The organism is Streptococcus mitis SK575 (genome assembly GCF_000257865.1).
GTDB lineage: Bacteria > Bacillota > Bacilli > Lactobacillales > Streptococcaceae > Streptococcus > Streptococcus mitis_CQ.
In genome coordinates, this window is record NZ_AICU01000025.1 from 39,030 (window position 1) to 56,494 (window position 17,465).

Here is a 17,465-nt window from a genome sequence, read left to right on the forward strand (position 1 = left end):
TTCTTTGAGAATTTGTTTCTTTGGATTTTCTTCTCATAGAAAGGAAAAATAATGAAATCTTACACTTTAAATAATGCCGTTCCAATTCCAGTTATAGGATTTGGAACCTGGAAAGCTGAAAATGGAGAGATTGCCTATCAAGCTGTCCTAGAGGCTTTAAAGGCAGGCTATCGCCATATCGATACGGCAGCGATTTATAAAAATGAAGAAAGCGTTGGACGTGCTATTCAAGATAGTGGTATTCCGAGGGAGGAAATTTTTGTAACAAGTAAACTTTGGAATACAAATCACAACTATGAGCAAGCTCGTCAAGCTTTTGAAGAGTCTTTAGCGAAGTTGGGCTTGGATTATTTGGATTTGTATTTGATTCATTGGCCAAATCCAAAACCGCTCAGAGAAAATGACCAATGGAAAATCCGAAATGCAGAAGTTTGGAGAGCGATGGAAGACCTCTATCAAGAAGGCAAAATCCGTGCTATTGGAGTTAGTAATTTCCTTCCCCATCATTTGGATGCCTTGCTTGAAACAGCAAAAATTCTTCCAGCGGTCAATCAAATTCGCTTGGCGCCAGGTGTGTATCAAGAGGAAGTTGTAGCTTACTGTAGAGAAAAAGGAATTTTATTGGAAGCTTGGGGACCTTTTGGTCAGGGAGAACTGTTTGATAGCAAGCAAGTGCAAGAAATCGCAGCAAATCATGGAAAGTCTGTTGCTCAGATAGCCTTGGCCTGGAGCTTGGCAGAAGGATTTTTACCGCTTCCGAAATCTGTCACAGCGTCTCGTATTCAGGCTAATCTTGATTGCTTTGGAATTGAACTGAGTCATGAGGAGAGAGAAACTTTAAAAACAATTGCTGTTCAGTCTGGTGCTCCACGAGTTGATGATATGGATTTCTAGAAAATCATAAAAAGAATTGTACATTGTTCTAATTTTTGCTATAATAGTTAGCAGGAAAGAAAGTCTTATGGCGTTCTTCAAGCGAGCTTGGGATAGTGGGAGCCAAGTAGGACAAAATAAAGAGCTGGCGCTTTCTGTAGTATTTTCAAAAACAATGAAGTAATAAATTAGGGTGGAACCGCGTTTTTGACGCCCCTAGGTTAAATCAACCTAGGATTGTCGGACGCGGTTCTTTCGCTTATTCAGTCTATTATGTGAAAGAAAGGAGAGACGTGAAAAACCTTTATCTTGTAAAAGACGATAGTCAACTAGCTGCATTTCGTGATTTTGTAGTAAGAAATACTGAAAAGTTGAAAGATTATCAATCTTTTTTAAAGAATGAACTTGCAGTCTGTGATTTACCGCAAGCTGTTATTTGGTCAAGTTTTAATGCTGCTACACAGATTATTAGGGAAAGTGCTGTTCCAGCCTATACAAATAATAGACGAATGGTTATGACGCCTGATTTAGCTGTTTGGAAAGAGTTGTATTTGTATCAGTTGATGGACTACGAGTGTTCTCAGCAAACTCAAGCAATAGAAAGTCACTATCATTCTTTATCTGAAAATTTCCTCTTACAGATTGTAGGACATGAGTTAGCTCATTGGTCGGAGCATTTTTTAGATGATTTTGATGGTTATGACTCTTATATCTGGTTCGAAGAGGGGATGGTTGAATATATTAGTCGCAAGTATTTCTTGACAGAAGAGGAATTTCAAGCGGAAAAAATTTGTAATCAATCTCTCGTAGAACTTTTTCAGAAGAAGTATGGTTGGCATTCATTGAATGATTTTGGTTCTTCGACTTATGATAAGAACTATGCAAGTATTTTTTACGAATACTGGCGTAGTTTTTTGACAATAGATAAGTTGGTAGAAAATCTAGGTAGTGTACAAGCGGTCTTCGATTCTTATCATTTATGGGCAAATACAGATAAAACTCTTCCTTTGTTAAATTGGTTTGTTCAGCAGAAATTAATTGAAAAAGAAATATAAAAACTAAAGGAGTAAACAATGTCTAAGAAATTAACATTTCAAGAAATTATTTTGACTTTGCAACAATTTTGGAATGACCAAGGTTGTATGCTTATGCAGGCTTATGATAATGAAAAAGGTGCGGGAACCATGAGTCCTTACACTTTCCTTCGTGCTATCGGACCTGAGCCATGGAATGCAGCGTATGTGGAGCCATCACGTCGTCCTGCTGACGGTCGTTACGGGGAAAACCCTAACCGTCTCTACCAACACCACCAATTCCAAGTGGTCATGAAGCCATCTCCATCAAATATCCAAGAGCTTTACCTTGAGTCTTTGGAAAAATTGGGAATCAATCCTTTGGAGCACGATATTCGTTTCGTTGAGGACAACTGGGAAAACCCCTCAACTGGTTCAGCTGGTCTTGGTTGGGAAGTTTGGCTTGACGGGATGGAAATTACTCAGTTCACTTATTTCCAACAAGTCGGTGGATTGGCAACTGGCCCTGTGACTGCGGAAGTTACCTATGGTTTGGAGCGTTTGGCCTCTTATATTCAAGAAGTAGACTCTGTCTATGATATCGAGTGGGCTGATGGTGTAAAATACGGAGAAATCTTTATCCAGCCTGAGTATGAGCACTCAAAATATTCGTTTGAAATTTCGGACCAAGAAATGTTGCTGGAAAACTTTGATAAGTTTGAAAAAGAAGCTGGTCGTGCCTTGGAAGAAGGCTTGGTTCACCCTGCCTATGACTATGTTCTCAAATGTTCACATACCTTTAACCTGCTTGATGCGCGTGGTGCTGTATCTGTAACAGAGCGCGCAGGCTATATCGCTCGTATCCGTAACTTGGCCCGTGTTGTAGCCAAAACCTTTGTCGCAGAACGTAAACGCCTAGGCTACCCACTTTTGGATGAAGCAACACGAGCTAAACTTTTAGCAGAAGACGCAGAATAGTGAGTAATACTGTGCTCTAAAATCGTTAGAGGCAAGTCGAAGACTTGCTAGAGGGATATGCACCGCCGTACTGTTATGTGGGGATTTTTGAATCCTTGGGTTCAAAAATCAGTCAGCTAAATCCACTTTGATGAGACTGTTGGAAATCTTGATTAATTTAGCATTAGATTTCCATACAGACTCACAAAGTTGGTTAGCTACGTCCCCAGTACCTAAGATGCATATCAAAAAAGATTGAAGAAAATGTAAAGGAAAAAACATGACAAAAAACTTATTAGTAGAACTCGGTCTTGAAGAATTACCAGCCTATGTTGTCACACCAAGTGAAAAACAACTAGGCGAAAAAATGGCAGCTTTCCTCAAGGAAAACCGCCTGTCTTTTGAAGCCGTTCAAACCTTCTCAACACCACGTCGTTTGGCTGTTCGTGTGACTGGTCTAGCAGACAAACAGGCTGATTTGACTGAAGATTTCAAGGGTCCAGCAAAGAAAATTGCCTTGGATAGTGATGGGAACTTCACCAAAGCAGCTCAAGGCTTCGTCCGTGGAAAAGGCTTGACTGTTGAAGATATCGAATTCCGTGAAATCAAGGGTGAAGAATATGTCTATGTCACTAAGGAAGAAATTGGTCAAGCAGTTGAAGCAATTGTTCCAGGTGTTGTAGATGTTTTGAAGTCATTGACTTTCCCTGTCAGCATGCACTGGGCTGGAAATAGCTTTGAATACATTCGTCCTGTTCACACATTAACTGTTCTTTTAGATGAAGAAGAGTTTGATTTGGATTTCCTTGATATAAAGGGAGGTCGTGTGAGCCGTGGTCATCGTTTCTTGGGGAAAGAAACCAAGATTCAGTCAGCATTGAGCTATGAAGAAGACCTTCGTAAGCAGTTTGTAATCGCAGATCCACGTGAACGTGAGCAAATGATTGTTGACCAAATCAAAGCAATCGAAGCTGAACATGGTGTACGTATCGAAATTGATGCTGATTTGCTTAATGAAGTCTTGAACTTGGTTGAATACCCAACTGCCTTTATGGGAAGTTTTGATGCCAAATACCTTGAGGTTCCAGAAGAAGTTTTGGTGACTTCGATGACGGAACACCAACGGTACTTTGTTGTCCGTGATCAAGATGGTAAGCTCTTACCAAACTTCATTTCTGTTCGTAACGGAAACGCAGAGCATTTGGAAAATGTCATCAAAGGAAATGAAAAAGTTTTGGTAGCTCGTTTGGAAGATGGTGAATTCTTCTGGCGTGAAGATCAAAAATTGGTCATTTCAGATCTTGTTGAAAAATTAAACAATGTGACTTTCCATGAGAAAATTGGTTCCCTTCGTGAACACATGATTCGTACTGGTCAGATTGCTATTCTCTTGGCAGAAAAAGCAGGCTTGTCAGCGGATGAAACGATTGACCTAGCACGTGCAGCAGCCATTTACAAGTTTGACTTGTTGACAGGTATGGTTGGCGAATTTGACGAGCTCCAAGGAATTATGGGTGAGAAATATGCCCTTCTTGCTGGGGAAACTCCAGCAGTGGCAGCTGCTATTCGTGAACACTACATGCCTACATCAGCTGAAGGAGAACTTCCAGAGAGCAAGGTTGGAGCCATTCTAGCTATTGCAGACAAATTGGATACGATTTTGAGTTTCTTCTCAGTAGGCTTGATTCCATCAGGTTCTAATGACCCTTATGCCCTTCGTCGTGCGACGCAAGGTGTGGTTCGTATCTTGGATGCCTTTGGTTGGCACATTGCTATGGATGAGTTGATTGATAGCCTTTATGCTTTGACATTTGACAGCTTGACTTATGAAAATAAAGCAGAAGTTATGAACTTTATCAAGGCTCGTGTTGATAAGATGATGGGATCTACTCCAAAAGATATCAAGGAAGCCGTTCTTGCAGGTTCAAACTTTGTTGTGGCGGATATGTTGGAAGCAGCAAGTGCTCTCGTAGAAGCAAGCAAGGAAGAAGACTTCAAACCATCTGTTGAATCACTTTCTCGTGCCTTTAACTTGGCTGAGAAGGCAGAAGGAGTAGCTACAGTTGATTCAGCTCTCTTTGAGAATGAAGAAGAGAAAGCATTGGCAGAAGCTGTAGAATCACTCGTTTTGTCAGGGACTGCCAGTCAGCAATTGAAACAACTCTTTACTCTTAGCCCAGTCATTGATGCATTCTTTGAGAATACCATGGTTATGGATGAAAATGAAGCAATCCGTCAAAATCGTTTGGCAATCTTGTCGCAATTAACTCAAAAAGCAGCTAAACTTGCACGTTTTAACCAAATCAATACCAAATAAAATCTGTTAAACGGATTAAATCTTATCATAAAGGAGAGAAACATGGATCCTAAAAAAATTGATCGTATTAACGAGCTTGCCAAAAAGAAAAAAACAGAAGGCTTGACCCCAGAAGAAAAAGTAGAACAAGCCAAACTACGTGAGGAGTACATCGAAGGTTATCGTCGCACTGTTCGTCACCACATTGAAGGGATCAAAATTGTGGATGAAGAAGGAAACGATGTTACACCAGAAAAACTACGTCAAGTCCAACGTGAAAAAGGTTTACATGGCCGTAGTCTCGATGATCCAAATTCATAATAAGTATTCTTTCTTTTAAAAAAGATAGGTGAAATAATAATCACAAGACTATCATACATAAATGAGCTGCACCTCAAAAGTTAGAGCTAGAAAATCTAACTTTTGAGGTGTTTTATTATGAAATTGAGTTATATAGTGAATTGAAATAGGATACGAACAAAGAGATTAGTGAATTCAAATTAATTTCTATATAGGTTTTAGAATTAGTTGTGTACTATTCTAGATTCAATCCATTATAAATATATGCTCTAAAATGATGGCAGCTGAGTCTTCTATCGTCAAGAAAAATCATCAAATCCCTCGTATTATAGTCATTTAGTTTTAAAAAAGCGCTCTAAATATTTGAAAATATTGGGAACTTCCCTTAATAAATCCGTCACTTTCTTTTTCAAGATAGCCCAAGCTTGCTCAATAGGATTCAAATTTGGGGAATAAGGCTGTAGAGGTAAGAAAAAGTATCTATCTTGGATGCACAGTTCATCCAAGATATGCTTGGGATGAAAACTAGCATTGTCCATAACAATGACATGAAGTGTCTTCAAAGCAGGCAGGAGTTGCGTTTTGAACCGCTCCACAAAGAAATCGCTCGTCATACTTTCCTTGTAAATCATGGGAGCTATAAACTCTCCGTCTACTTGTCCTGAAACAATTGAAGTTCGCTCAAAACGGCGTCCGCTAATCTTTTCATAGACTTTCTTCCCTCTAGGAGCCCGTGCATAGGGACGATAGAGGTAGCGGTCGATTCCCGTTTCGTCAATATATATGACTGGTAAATCTTTTAGGTTATCCAAAATATCAAGAAATTCAGCGACTTTCTCTGGATCTTGTTCCTTAAAGCTAGTCGTCCTTTTTTAAAGTGACCTTAATCTACTTTAAAGCTGCCCATACTGAAGGAACAACACAATCAAAATGTGCCGCAATTTCCCGTAAAAAAGCGTCTGGATGAGCCTCTACAAAAGTTTTAATTCCTCTAAAGGAATCTTTCGCTTTTTGACAACTCACTTTTTCCGCTTTAAGTGTCCTTGCTCACGTCTTTCTTTTCACACGTGAAGAGAGTTCTGACGCCAACATCAAAAACTTTGGCTGCCTCGACATGGCTGTGCTCTTCTTTGATGTAATCTAATGATCCTTGTTTAAAATTTGTACTATATGCCATAGCTTTATTATAAGATGCTTATTTTAAACTAAGCAACTATACCATCCAATCTAAGGCATTGTGAAGAGCTACAGTAGTTGTACCAAATTTCTTCTGAATTTTCTTTGGCTTATTAGTATCTAGTGGACCATCTAGAATACAACAAACAATGGATTTTTGGTGGACATCAATACCACAACACGTTTCAATCATGACTTCCATTATAAAAACCTCCTGTTAACTATTTGAACAATAGAACAAGAGGCTACTAGTAAGATATTTTCATGCTCAAGGCATATTCGAGTTATCTCATGACTCTTGTTCATCCAGTTTTTTGTAGAGGCTAGGAAAACCCCTATTAAACACCACGGATTTGTATTGTTCATCTTCATTAATTATAAGATAAACTTCTTTTTCTGTCATGAGTTATCAGGCTCTGCCTGCTTAGAGTTTTTTATGAACTTGGTTTGCTTTTTAAAACACGCGATACACATAGGGATTCTCTGGTTTATCGACTTTGGTAAAGCTATCGATTTCCAAGGTTGGGAGATTTTGTTTGAGTTCTTTATGGTAGTGATTGACCAGTTTTCCTTTGGCTGAAATCCAAGTGTTGTTTTCATATTGACGGGTATTTCCCTTGGTCAGTAATCCATAGACACCAGAATCTGCGATACAGTGAATAATACCGAAGCGGAACAGAAATTGACTATTGGCATGACTGGGGTCGTTATAGACAAAGCCTGTGAACTGGACTGTCTTACCCTCAAATTCATCAGGATAGTCGTAGATAGCCTCCATGACTTCCATATAGTTTTCATTCGTGATCTGAATACTATCTTGGGACAAGTATTTATCAGCCGCTGTTCGCATTTCCTTTTCATAGGCTGATTTTGAAAAATAAGAACTGGTATCTGGTTTCAAATATTGGCTTGTCGTCCCTTCGCTTGTCTGAATGGCTTGATCCGTGCCTTCTGATAAGGGGAAATGATAGCCTTTGGCTGAAACGGTCTGAGAATCCAAGCTAACAGTTGGAAAAGTTAAACCGACGACAATAGGAATAGCCAGAAGAGCAACACTAGTAACCTTCGCTAATCGGCTGTTCAGATGACTGTGGGTTTTGACTTTCTTCATCCAGATATACAATTGAACAATAGCCAAGATAAAGGAAAGTACCATGGAAATATAGGCCAGATAGGAATAGTGCATATTGATGTACTGGTTTAACTTGCCCGACAGATGGAGATAGATGGTCAATTCAAAATAGCCAGCTAAAACTAAAAATCGAATCATATGATGACTCCAATCAAGAGAGAATAGACTAAGACAACGAGTGTCACAATCGTAATGAAGTGACTGATAAATCGTGCTTTCAAGTAATTTTTCATCATGAGAATATTTTTGATATCCAGCATTGGGCCAATGACGAGAAAGGCCAGAACTGGTGCCAAGCCGAAACTTGAGAGAAGAGAAGCTCCGATAAAGGCATCCGCCTCACTGCAGAGAGAGAGAAGAAAGGCCAAAAGCATCAAGAGCAGGATGGCAAAAAGAGGGGTCGCACTGATAGAAGTCAAAATGCGTGTCGGAACGTAGACCTGTATTATAGAGGCAAAGAGACAGCCAAATACCAAGTAACGTCCCGTATCAAAAAATTCATCAATGGCTTGCACAAAGACCTGAAAAACTTTTTTTGCAGGAGTCAAGTGAGAAAAATCATGCTCATGACAGGACAGACGATTTTCTTTTTGAATGGGTTCTTGCCAGAAAAATCCTAGAAAAATCCCTAGTATTACAGCTACAAGAATGGAACCTAGAGCTCGTAACAGGGCGATATGGAAGGAATTGCCAAAGGCAGAATAGGTCGCAAAGAGGACAATAGGATTGATAACAGGCGCTGTTACGAGAAAGGGAACAGCCGTGTAACTAGGAACCTTCTTTTCCAGAAAACGATTGATAATGGGGACAATCCCACATTCGCAAGAAGGGAAAAGTATCCCAACGAAGGTCCCAAAAAAGATTCTCCCCCAACGATTTCGAGGGAGAAAATGATAAACCTTATCAGGTGTGATATAAACCTCAATCAGTCCTGAAACAATACTTCCTATCAGAACGAAGGGTAGGGCTTCAATGATTATAGAGAGAAAAATAGCCCCAGTCTGAAGCACACTAGACGGGAGTTGTTGGAAAGCAGTCATCTAGTTTTTCTTTTCTGCTTTGGCTTTTTTCTCTTTGTCATCAGGGAAAGTGACTTGTTTCAAATCAGGGAGTTTCGCAAACTCTTCAAACATCTTGTCCAAGTCGTCTCGTTTTGTAAATTTTACAGCCATAGGTGTACCTCGATTCTAAATTCTACCTCTATTATACTATTATTTTAAGGAAAAGGGAAAAGTTAAAATTGAGTATCTAACGAATAATAGAGCTTGATATATCCTGATTAAGTCTGGTAGATTGAGAAAGTTTGACAAAAAAAGTAGATAGTGCTAGAATAACGTTAACGGAAGACATTTGAGGGCAGAAAGGTTCCTGCCGCACCTTGAAAAAGGTATCTGAGATGCTGGGTACACCGACCAGCCAAATGTCTGTTATTTCAAAGGAGGGGCTTAAATGCTCCTTTTTTGTTTGAAAATTTCAAAAAAGATTATCCCCACCGCAGGCTCAGGCTTGCGGTTTTTTATTTGCACTGAAAATTGATTCGTTAACTTCAACAAATAGCTTTATAAAGCGTTTTGTCAAAAATAAAAACAGTGCAATTAATCACTGATCCTTTTGTAAACTATTAGAATTAAATTGCAACCTTCTCAATGATACGGGCAAAGATAATTATGAAAATAAACTATCAACAAGCAACGGCAAGCATTTGTAAACATCAAATTTTTTGTGCTTTTATTAAAATAAAAAGAAAATCATTAGCAGAAAATTATGGGAGGTAGTCAAATTGACTTACTCAATTAGTGTTGTTTTGTTACAACAAGGAGACAGAAATAGTTTATTAGAGTCTTTGTCAATAGTGGAAAGACAAACATTAAAAGATATAGAGGTTATTATTGTAAATCAATCTACAGAGGAAATAGTTTCCATTAGCCAACAGATGGATCTATCATTTAATATTAAGATTATAGATGAGAATTCTTTTGCTGAGTTGTCTGATATGATTACAGGAGATTATATTACGTTTCTATCTTCAAATGATTCATTATTTGATTGGACATTTGAAAAGATGTATCATGCGATAAGATTATCCGATTCTGATGTGGTTCTTGGTAATTTTGCTGATTTGGTTGATGGAGTATTTTACTTTTATCCTTGGGGGGATAATTGGTTAACAGAAAACTTAACGAACTATCAAGTTTTACAAAAGATGGATGATACAGATCATCGAATTAGAAAACAATATTGCTCATTATTCGGAAAATTATTCAATAGTAAGCTTTTACGAAAAATAAATCAATTTGATAAAAACAACCTTATTTGGAGACTTTATATTCACTCTAAAACTGCAACCTATATTAATTTCCCGACATATATCTATAAACCTGTTGTAGATGCTAAACCTCTAAAAGACTCCTACAAAATCATATTAGAAAATTATGAAAATAGAATCAAAGATTGCTCTGTCTTAGAAAACTATGATATAGAAAGAGCGAAAAAACAGTATATTCAAGAATTAGCAAATTTTAGTGCTTGGTTAAAAAATGATGGTGAACATTTAGATTCTGAAATTGTTTATCATAAGTTGATAGCTGCAGAGAAAGGAATTTTCCCTTTTCTTGACCTTGATAGATTAGATTTTACGATTATAAGTAATAATTGTGTTGGAGGATTAATTTATAAACAACTTGGTTTTCAATATAGAACACCTTTTGTTGGTTTATTTATTCTTCCTGATGATTATTATAAACTTACAAAGGACTTTCGTTATTATATGGAACAAGAACTTGTTTTCGAAGAGGAACTTATTTCACCGAGCTGGACTCATGAAGTTTATCCTTTAGGGCACTTAGGAGATATAGATATTCACTTTTTACATTATTCTAGTATTGAAGAAGCACGGACTAAGTGGGAAAAAAGAAAAAAACGCATAAATTGGGATAATCTATATTTTAAATTTGACAATAAAGATTCAGCTAGTGAAGAAATTCTAAGTAAGATGGATAATCTTCCCTATTCTAACAAATTAATTTTAGTCAATCGTCCATATAAAAATTTGAAAAGTCAATGTGTTATTCCAGGTCAGGAACATCTTTCAGAACTAGCTATTATGCCAGATCCATTAAATACTTTTGATGTTATGGATTGGTTAAAAAAAGGCGGCAATGCTATATAAATAATACGTTATTTGTACCATAGAATATTAAGATGAAGCAAATTTATTCTCCACATATTGTTTTTAAATACTGTAAGAGATAATTTGAAACGTTTAGCTTATGGTATAATAGATTCATGGATAAAAAATATGAAAAAATCTCCCAGGATTTGGGAGTGACGTTAAAGCAAATTGATACCGTTCTAAGTTTGACAGCAGAAGGGGCGACAATCCCCTTTATCGCGCGTTATCGCAAGGACATGACTGGTAGTTTGGATGAGGTTGCAATTAAGGCTATTATCGACTTGGATAAAAGCCTGACTAACCTCAACGACCGTAAGGAAGCTGTCTTGGTTAAGATTCAAGAACAAGGCAAGTTGACCAAGGAATTGGAAGAAGCTATCTTAGCTGCCGAAAAATTAGCAGACGTTGAAGAACTCTACCTTCCATACAAGGAAAAACGTCGAACTAAGGCAACCATTGCTCGTGAAGCTGGACTCTTTCCTCTTGCTCGCTTAATCTTGCAGAATGTAGCTGACTTAGAGAAAGAAGCTGAGAAGTTTGTCTGTGAAGGATTTGCGACAGGGAAGGAAGCTTTGGCTGGTGCAGTTGATATCTTAGTCGAAGCCTTATCGGAAGATGTGACCTTGCGTTCCATGACTTATCAGGAAGTGCTGAGACACTCTAAACTCACTTCCCAAGTTAAGGATGAAAGTCTTGATGAAAAGCAGGTTTTTCAGATTTATTATGATTTCTCAGAGACAGTTGGAACTATGCAAGGCTATCGTACCTTGGCGCTCAATCGTGGGGAGAAGCTGGGTGTCTTGAAGGTCGGTTTTGAAAATGCAACGGACCGTATTCTTGCCTTCTTTGCTGCTCGTTTCAAGGTAAAAAATGCCTATATTGATGAAGTTGTTCAGCAATCTGTTAAGAAAAAAGTCTTGCCTGCTATCGAGCGCCGTATTCGTACAGAATTAACTGAAAAGGCAGAAGTGGGAGCTATTCAACTCTTTTCTGACAACCTGCGCAATCTACTCTTGGTTGCTCCGCTGAAAGGGCGCGTGGTTCTTGGATTTGACCCAGCCTTTCGTACAGGTGCCAAGCTAGCCGTTGTTGATGCAACAGGAAAAATGCTGACGACACAGGTTATTTATCCTGTCAAACCAGCCTCTGCTCGTCAAATCGAAGAAGCCAAGAAAGATTTGGCAGATTTGATTGGTCAATACGGTGTAGAAATTATTGCTATCGGAAATGGAACGGCCAGTCGTGAAAGTGAAGCTTTTGTGGCGGAAGTTCTCAAAGAGTTTCCAGAAGTCAGCTATGTTATCGTCAATGAAAGTGGCGCTTCGGTTTACTCTGCCAGCGAACTTGCTCGTCAGGAATTTCCAGACTTGACCGTTGAAAAGCGATCGGCTATCTCAATCGCCCGTCGTTTGCAAGATCCCCTTGCTGAATTGGTCAAAATCGATCCTAAGTCAATCGGTGTCGGTCAGTACCAGCACGATGTCAGCCAGAAGAAACTATCTGAGAGTCTGGACTTTGTCGTCGATACCGTGGTAAACCAAGTTGGTGTCAATGTCAATACAGCCAGCCCTGCTCTTCTCTCCCACGTAGCTGGACTCAATAAAACCATCTCTGAAAATATCGTCAAATACCGTGAGGAAGAAGGAAAAATCACTTCACGTTCTCAAATCAAGAAGGTTCCTCGTCTGGGTGCTAAGGCCTTTGAGCAGGCTGCTGGTTTCCTTCGTATTCCAGAAAGTAGCAATATCCTTGATAATACAGGAGTTCATCCAGAAAATTATGCTGCTGTCAAGGAACTCTTCAAACGCTTGGATATCAAGGACCTGAATGAAGAAGCACAAAATAAGCTTAAGTCCCTTTCAATCAAGGATATGGCGCAAGAGCTAGACCTTGGTCCCGAAACTCTTAAAGATATCATTGCTGACCTTCTCAAACCAGGTCGAGATTTCCGTGACTCTTTTGATGCTCCAGTTCTCCGTCAAGATGTACTGGATATCAAGGATCTTGTTGTCGGCCAGAAGCTAGAAGGTGTGGTGCGTAACGTCGTTGATTTCGGTGCCTTCGTTGATATCGGGATTCACGAGGACGGTTTGATTCATATTTCCCACATGAGTCGCAAATTTATCAAACATCCCAGCCAAGTGGTGTCAGTCGGAGATTTGGTAACAGTTTGGGTCAAGAAAATCGATACTGAACGTGAAAAAGTCAATCTGTCGCTCCTAGCTCCAGATGAATCTAACTGATTACGTTAAGCAGGTTTCACTAGAAGACTTCGGCAGACCTTTTATCCATCATGCCCAGTGGAATAGTCGTCTACGTTCGACAGGTGGGCGATTTTTCCCCAAAGATGGGCATTTGGATTTTAATCCCAAGGTTTATCAGGAACTTGGTTTGGATGTTTTTAGGAAAATTGTCCGCCATGAACTCTGTCATTATCACCTCTATTTTCAAGGGAAGGGCTATCAACACAAGGATCGAGATTTTAAGGACCTTTTGCAAGCAGTGGATGGATTACGGTTTGTACCATCCTTGCCCAATAGTAACTCCAAACAAATCAAGCTTTATCGTTGTCAATCCTGCCAGCAAAGGTATCATCGCAAGAGAAGGATTGATACTAAACGCTATCGCTGTGGACTTTGTCGAGGTAAATTACTACTAATAAATCAGCCTGAGGACTGATGAAAGCCGAGCCTACCCGTGATATACTATGTCTAACCTAGCAGAAAGAGGAAATATCATGAACAGTAAATTTTATAAAATGAGACGAAATCGTATGATTTCAGGAGTTCTGGCAGGTTTGTCAGACAAGTGGAACTTTGATGTTACCCTTGTTCGTTTTCTGTTTGCCATTTTTACAGTCGCAAACTTTGGACTTGGCGTGATTATCTATATCATCCTAGCTTCTGTCATGCCAACCAAGGAAGAAATCGAAGCAGAAATGTACGGAACAGGCCCACGTAAACGCAAAGAAGCCCAAGCCATTGACGATAATGAAGGCTGGTTTTGGTGAGGTTCTACAAAAGATTAAGAATAAGCAAAAAGCTTTAAATCAATAGTCTAAACTGCTTGATTTAAAGCTTTTTTACTTTTAATAATATTTCGCCAGTCTCATCTGTAAACTAAAAATATTATTTTGAACTTAGATTTCTAATCTGATTTTTCATGCTGAGACAATACATTTTTTGATAAATGATGGATACTGATAACAACTGATAGCCAGCAAATAGCATAAGCAGTAGCTGTAATTCTTGTACCGATAAAGTATGTCTTTTCAACTAAGAGCTGACCGATGAATGGAGAGAGGAGATAGAGAAGTCCGATGAGTATATGTTCTTTGTGTTTCATTAAAGCGCACCTTCTTTCCTTATAGGTAGAACGACTTGCAAGTGTTCAATTTAATGGTATATTATCTAGGTAAGCTTACTCAAATGTTAGTTCCCGCTTCCTCCTTTCCAAAGTAAGCCTTTTCGCACTTATATTTTACAACTTTAAAAATAGGAAATCAAATCATTTTCTAAGTAATTTTGCTTACATTTCCCCCAATCTTACAAAAATGTAAGATTAAAGTCTCTTTTGTAAGGTTAGGTTATGGCAAGCGGTCTTTTTTTGATGTAAACTAGACTCATAAAGAACAAAGGAGTAACATCATGAAACAAATCTTACAGAAGAAAACAAGAAAACCAAGCCACAAAGATATCGAGCGTGTTCAGCTGGGATGCGCTATGATGCAAGCAACATTTCATTTGATGGGATATTAAGAAAGGAGATTCTCATGACACTTTTAGATGTAAAACACGTTCAAAAAATTTATAAAACTCGTTTTCAGGGCAATCAAGTAGAGGCCCTCAAGGATATTCACTTTACCGTAGAAAAGGGTGACTACGTTGCTATCATGGGTGAGTCTGGTTCTGGTAAATCAACTCTTCTCAATATCCTAGCTATGCTGGATAAACCAACTCGTGGCCAGGTTTACTTGAATGGAACTGATACAGCAACCATTAAAAATTCACAGGCTTCTAGCTTCCGTCGTGAAAAGCTAGGATTTGTCTTCCAAGACTTTAACTTGCTAGATACTCTGTCTGTTAAGGACAATATCTTGCTTCCGCTTGTCTTGTCAAGAAGGCCCATTACAGAGATGATGAAGAAATTGGTGGTGACAGCTGAGAATCTAGGCATCAACCAATTACAAGAGAAGTATCCTTACGAGATTTCTGGTGGTCAGAAACAGCGTGTAGCAGTAGCCCGCGCCATCATCACAGAACCTGAAATTCTCCTTGCGGATGAGCCAACAGGCGCCCTTGACTCCAAATCATCTGCAGCTCTTCTTGATGTTTTTGATGAAATCAATGAGCGTGGCCAAACCATTCTTATGGTAACCCACTCAACAGCAGCAGCTAGCAGAGCTAAACGTGTACTCTTTATCAAAGACGGCATTCTTTACAACCAAATCTACCGTGGAGAGAAGACAGAACGTCAGATGTTCCAAGAAATCTCTGATACCTTGACTGTCATGGCAAGCGAGGTGAATTAGTATGTTTCGATTAACCAATAAGTTAGCGGTATCGAACTTGATTAAAAACCGCAAACTCTACTATCCTTTTGCGCTGGCTGTTCTCTTGGCAGTCACTGTCACCTATCTCTTTTACTCTCTAACCTTTAATCCTAAGATTGCGGAAATTCGTGGAGGATCCACCATTCAAGCTACTCTTGGATTTGGTATGTTTGTCGTCACCCTTGCGTCAGCCATAATCGTACTCTATGCCAATAGTTTTGTTATGAAAAACCGTTCCAAGGAACTGGGAATTTATGGCATGTTGGGCTTGGAGAAGCGCCACCTAATCAGTATGACCTTTAAAGAGTTAGTGCTATTTGGGATTCTAACTGTTGGAGCGGGTATCGGTATTGGAGCATTGTTTGACAAGTTAATTTTCGCTTTCTTGCTCAAACTGATGAAATTGAAGGTTGAGCTGGTCGCTACCTTCCAAATGAATGTTGTCATTGCAGTACTTGTTGTCTTTGGATTGATTTTCCTAGGACTCATGTTCCTGAATGCCCTTCGAATTGCCCGTATGAATGCCCTCCAGCTCTCGCGTGAGAAAGCAAGTGGAGAGAAAAGAGGTCGTTTCCTACCTCTCCAAACTATTCTTGGTTCCATAAGTTTAGGGATTGGCTACTATCTTGCCCTTACGGTAAAAGATCCTCTTACAGCTTTAACAACTTTCTTCCTAGCTGTTTTACTGGTTATCTTTGGCACCTATCTCTTGTTTAATGCAGGTATTACCGTTTTCCTTCAAATCTTGAAGAAAAACAAGAAATACTATTACCAACCTAATAACCTCATCTCTGTTTCCAACTTGATTTTCCGTATGAAGAAAAATGCGGTTGGACTAGCAACAATCGCTATCTTGTCAACAATGGTTTTGGTAACCATGTCAGCCGCGACAAGTATTTTCAATGCCTCAGAATCCTTTAAAAAAGTGATGAATCCGCATGACTTTGGGATTACTGGACAAAATGTTGAAAAAGAAGATTTGGACAAACTCTTGGGCCAGTTTGCAAGTGACAAAGGTTATAGTGTCAAAGAGAAAGAAGTGCTTCGTTACAGTAACTTTGGTATTGCAAATCAAGAAGGAACCAAGTTAACCATTTTTGAAAAAGGACAAAACCGTGTCCAACCTAAAACAGTCTTCATGGTATTTGACCAAAAAGACTATGAAAATATGACTGGTCAGAAGCTTTCTCTATCAGGCAATGAGGTAGGCCTCTTCGCTAAGAATGATGGACTGAAAGGACAGAAAGCTCTAACTCTAAATAACCATCAATTTTCTGTAAAAGAAGAATTTAATACAGATTTTATTGTGAACCATGTCCCAAATCAGTTTAATATTTTTACTACTGATTACAATTACCTTGTTGTACCTGATTTACAAGCATTTTTAGACCAATTTCCAGATTCGGCTATCTATAATCAGCTTTACGGTGGTATAAATGTAAATATCAGTGAAGAAGAACAACTCAAAGTCGCTGAAGAATATGAAAAATACTTACAAAAGTTTAATGCTCAATTAAACACTGAAGGTAGCTATGTGTATGGTAGCAATCTAGCAGATGCTAGTGCTCAAATGAGTGCCCTCTTTGGTGGTGTCTTCTTTATCGGTATTTTCCTATCCATTATCTTTATGGTCGGAACCGTTCTGGTCATCTATTACAAACAAATTTCTGAAGGCTATGAAGACCGTGAGCGCTTTATTATCTTGCAGAAAGTTGGTTTAGATCAAAAGCAAATCAAGCAAACCATTAACAAACAGGTTTTAACTGTTTTCTTCCTTCCTTTGCTCTTTGCCTTCATACACCTAGCCTTTGCCTACCATATGCTTAGTCTGATTTTAAAAGTGATTGGTGTAATAGATACGAATATGATGTTGATTGTGACCTTGTCTATCTGCGCTATCTTCCTCATCGCCTATGTGCTGATTTTCATGATTACTTCAAGAAGTTATCGCAAGATTGTCCAAATGTAAAAAAAAGATACCTCGACTTCAAAAT

The 17,465-nt window shown here is 38.8% G+C and carries 16 protein-coding genes and 1 pseudogene; 11 read left to right on the forward strand and 6 right to left on the reverse strand.

Annotated features, from left to right (window positions below; translation table 11 throughout):
* The first annotated feature begins 51 nt into the window (after nucleotides 1–51).
* From HMPREF1048_RS05075 to HMPREF1048_RS05095, 5 genes are all read left to right on the forward strand, one after another.
* Nucleotides 52–894, forward strand: a complete 843-nt coding sequence (locus HMPREF1048_RS05075) for an aldo/keto reductase (RefSeq protein WP_000844559.1) — start codon at nucleotides 52–54, stop codon at nucleotides 892–894.
* 272 nt (nucleotides 895–1,166) lie between these two features.
* Nucleotides 1,167–1,928, forward strand: a complete 762-nt coding sequence (locus tag HMPREF1048_RS05080) for a hypothetical protein (protein WP_000794054.1) — start codon at nucleotides 1,167–1,169, stop codon at nucleotides 1,926–1,928.
* A gap of 18 nt (nucleotides 1,929–1,946) precedes the next feature.
* Nucleotides 1,947–2,864: a glycine--tRNA ligase subunit alpha gene (gene glyQ, locus HMPREF1048_RS05085; RefSeq protein ID WP_000038733.1), complete on the forward strand. Its 918-nt coding sequence runs from the start codon at nucleotides 1,947–1,949 to the stop codon at nucleotides 2,862–2,864.
* A 259-nt stretch (nucleotides 2,865–3,123) separates the two neighbouring features.
* Nucleotides 3,124–5,160 (forward strand): glycine--tRNA ligase subunit beta, encoded by a 2,037-nt coding sequence (gene glyS, locus HMPREF1048_RS05090; RefSeq protein ID WP_000164774.1) that lies wholly within the window; start codon nucleotides 3,124–3,126, stop codon nucleotides 5,158–5,160.
* A gap of 42 nt (nucleotides 5,161–5,202) precedes the next feature.
* Nucleotides 5,203–5,460, forward strand: a complete 258-nt coding sequence (locus HMPREF1048_RS05095; protein WP_000371299.1) for a DUF896 family protein — start codon at nucleotides 5,203–5,205, stop codon at nucleotides 5,458–5,460.
* 311 nt (nucleotides 5,461–5,771) lie between these two features.
* On the opposite strand, the pseudogene HMPREF1048_RS13415 reads toward HMPREF1048_RS05095, so the two are convergent.
* From HMPREF1048_RS13415 to HMPREF1048_RS13570, 5 genes and pseudogenes are all read right to left on the reverse strand, one after another.
* A pseudogene (locus HMPREF1048_RS13415) lies at nucleotides 5,772–6,616 on the reverse strand (IS630 family transposase).
* A 36-nt stretch (nucleotides 6,617–6,652) separates the two neighbouring features.
* Entirely contained in the window at nucleotides 6,653–6,817 is a 165-nt protein-coding gene (locus HMPREF1048_RS13315; protein ID WP_004248490.1) for a hypothetical protein, read from the reverse strand.
* A gap of 252 nt (nucleotides 6,818–7,069) precedes the next feature.
* On the reverse strand, nucleotides 7,070–7,885 hold the full coding sequence (locus tag HMPREF1048_RS05110) for a TIGR03943 family putative permease subunit (protein ID WP_000617831.1): 816 nt from the start codon (nucleotides 7,883–7,885) through the stop codon (nucleotides 7,070–7,072).
* Nucleotides 7,882–8,787, reverse strand: a complete 906-nt coding sequence (locus HMPREF1048_RS05115; RefSeq protein WP_000123608.1) for a permease — start codon at nucleotides 8,785–8,787, stop codon at nucleotides 7,882–7,884. Before HMPREF1048_RS05115 ends, HMPREF1048_RS05110 begins: the two co-directional genes overlap by 4 nt.
* On the reverse strand, nucleotides 8,788–8,919 hold the full coding sequence (locus HMPREF1048_RS13570) for an SPJ_0845 family protein (protein ID WP_000268685.1): 132 nt from the start codon (nucleotides 8,917–8,919) through the stop codon (nucleotides 8,788–8,790).
* 680 nt (nucleotides 8,920–9,599) lie between these two features.
* Here HMPREF1048_RS13570 and HMPREF1048_RS05125 point away from each other — a divergent pair.
* The 4 genes from HMPREF1048_RS05125 to HMPREF1048_RS05140 all read left to right on the forward strand — a co-directional run bounded on the left by HMPREF1048_RS05125 (nucleotide 9,600) and on the right by HMPREF1048_RS05140 (nucleotide 13,929).
* Nucleotides 9,600–10,916: a DUF1919 domain-containing protein gene (locus HMPREF1048_RS05125; RefSeq protein WP_000442120.1), complete on the forward strand. Its 1,317-nt coding sequence runs from the start codon at nucleotides 9,600–9,602 to the stop codon at nucleotides 10,914–10,916.
* 116 nt (nucleotides 10,917–11,032) lie between these two features.
* On the forward strand, nucleotides 11,033–13,162 hold the full coding sequence (locus HMPREF1048_RS05130) for a Tex family protein (protein WP_000359158.1): 2,130 nt from the start codon (nucleotides 11,033–11,035) through the stop codon (nucleotides 13,160–13,162).
* A complete protein-coding gene (locus tag HMPREF1048_RS05135) occupies nucleotides 13,149–13,598 on the forward strand; it encodes a SprT family protein (RefSeq protein WP_004248479.1) in 450 nt (149 codons plus the stop codon). The genes HMPREF1048_RS05130 and HMPREF1048_RS05135 overlap by 14 nt, the downstream gene beginning before the upstream one ends.
* A 58-nt stretch (nucleotides 13,599–13,656) precedes the next feature.
* The gene (locus HMPREF1048_RS05140) at nucleotides 13,657–13,929 is read left to right on the forward strand and encodes a PspC domain-containing protein (protein WP_001085048.1); all 273 of its coding nucleotides are present in this window, start codon (nucleotides 13,657–13,659) and stop codon (nucleotides 13,927–13,929) included.
* 137 nt (nucleotides 13,930–14,066) lie between these two features.
* On the opposite strand, the gene HMPREF1048_RS05145 is transcribed toward HMPREF1048_RS05140, so the two are convergent.
* Nucleotides 14,067–14,264 carry a hypothetical protein gene (locus HMPREF1048_RS05145; protein WP_000680771.1) on the reverse strand — a complete coding sequence of 66 codons (198 nt, stop codon included), beginning with the start codon at nucleotides 14,262–14,264 and terminating at the stop codon, nucleotides 14,067–14,069.
* Nucleotides 14,265–14,691: 427 nt separating this feature from the next.
* On the opposite strand from HMPREF1048_RS05145, the gene HMPREF1048_RS05150 reads away from it, so the two are divergent.
* Both HMPREF1048_RS05150 and HMPREF1048_RS05155 read left to right on the forward strand, forming a co-directional pair.
* Nucleotides 14,692–15,450, forward strand: coding sequence for an ABC transporter ATP-binding protein (locus HMPREF1048_RS05150; RefSeq protein ID WP_000173372.1), 759 nt, complete (start codon nucleotides 14,692–14,694; stop codon nucleotides 15,448–15,450).
* A 1-nt stretch (nucleotide 15,451) separates the two neighbouring features.
* Nucleotides 15,452–17,440: an ABC transporter permease gene (locus tag HMPREF1048_RS05155; RefSeq protein WP_000489377.1), complete on the forward strand. Its 1,989-nt coding sequence runs from the start codon at nucleotides 15,452–15,454 to the stop codon at nucleotides 17,438–17,440.
* The last annotated feature ends 25 nt before the right edge of the window (nucleotides 17,441–17,465 follow it).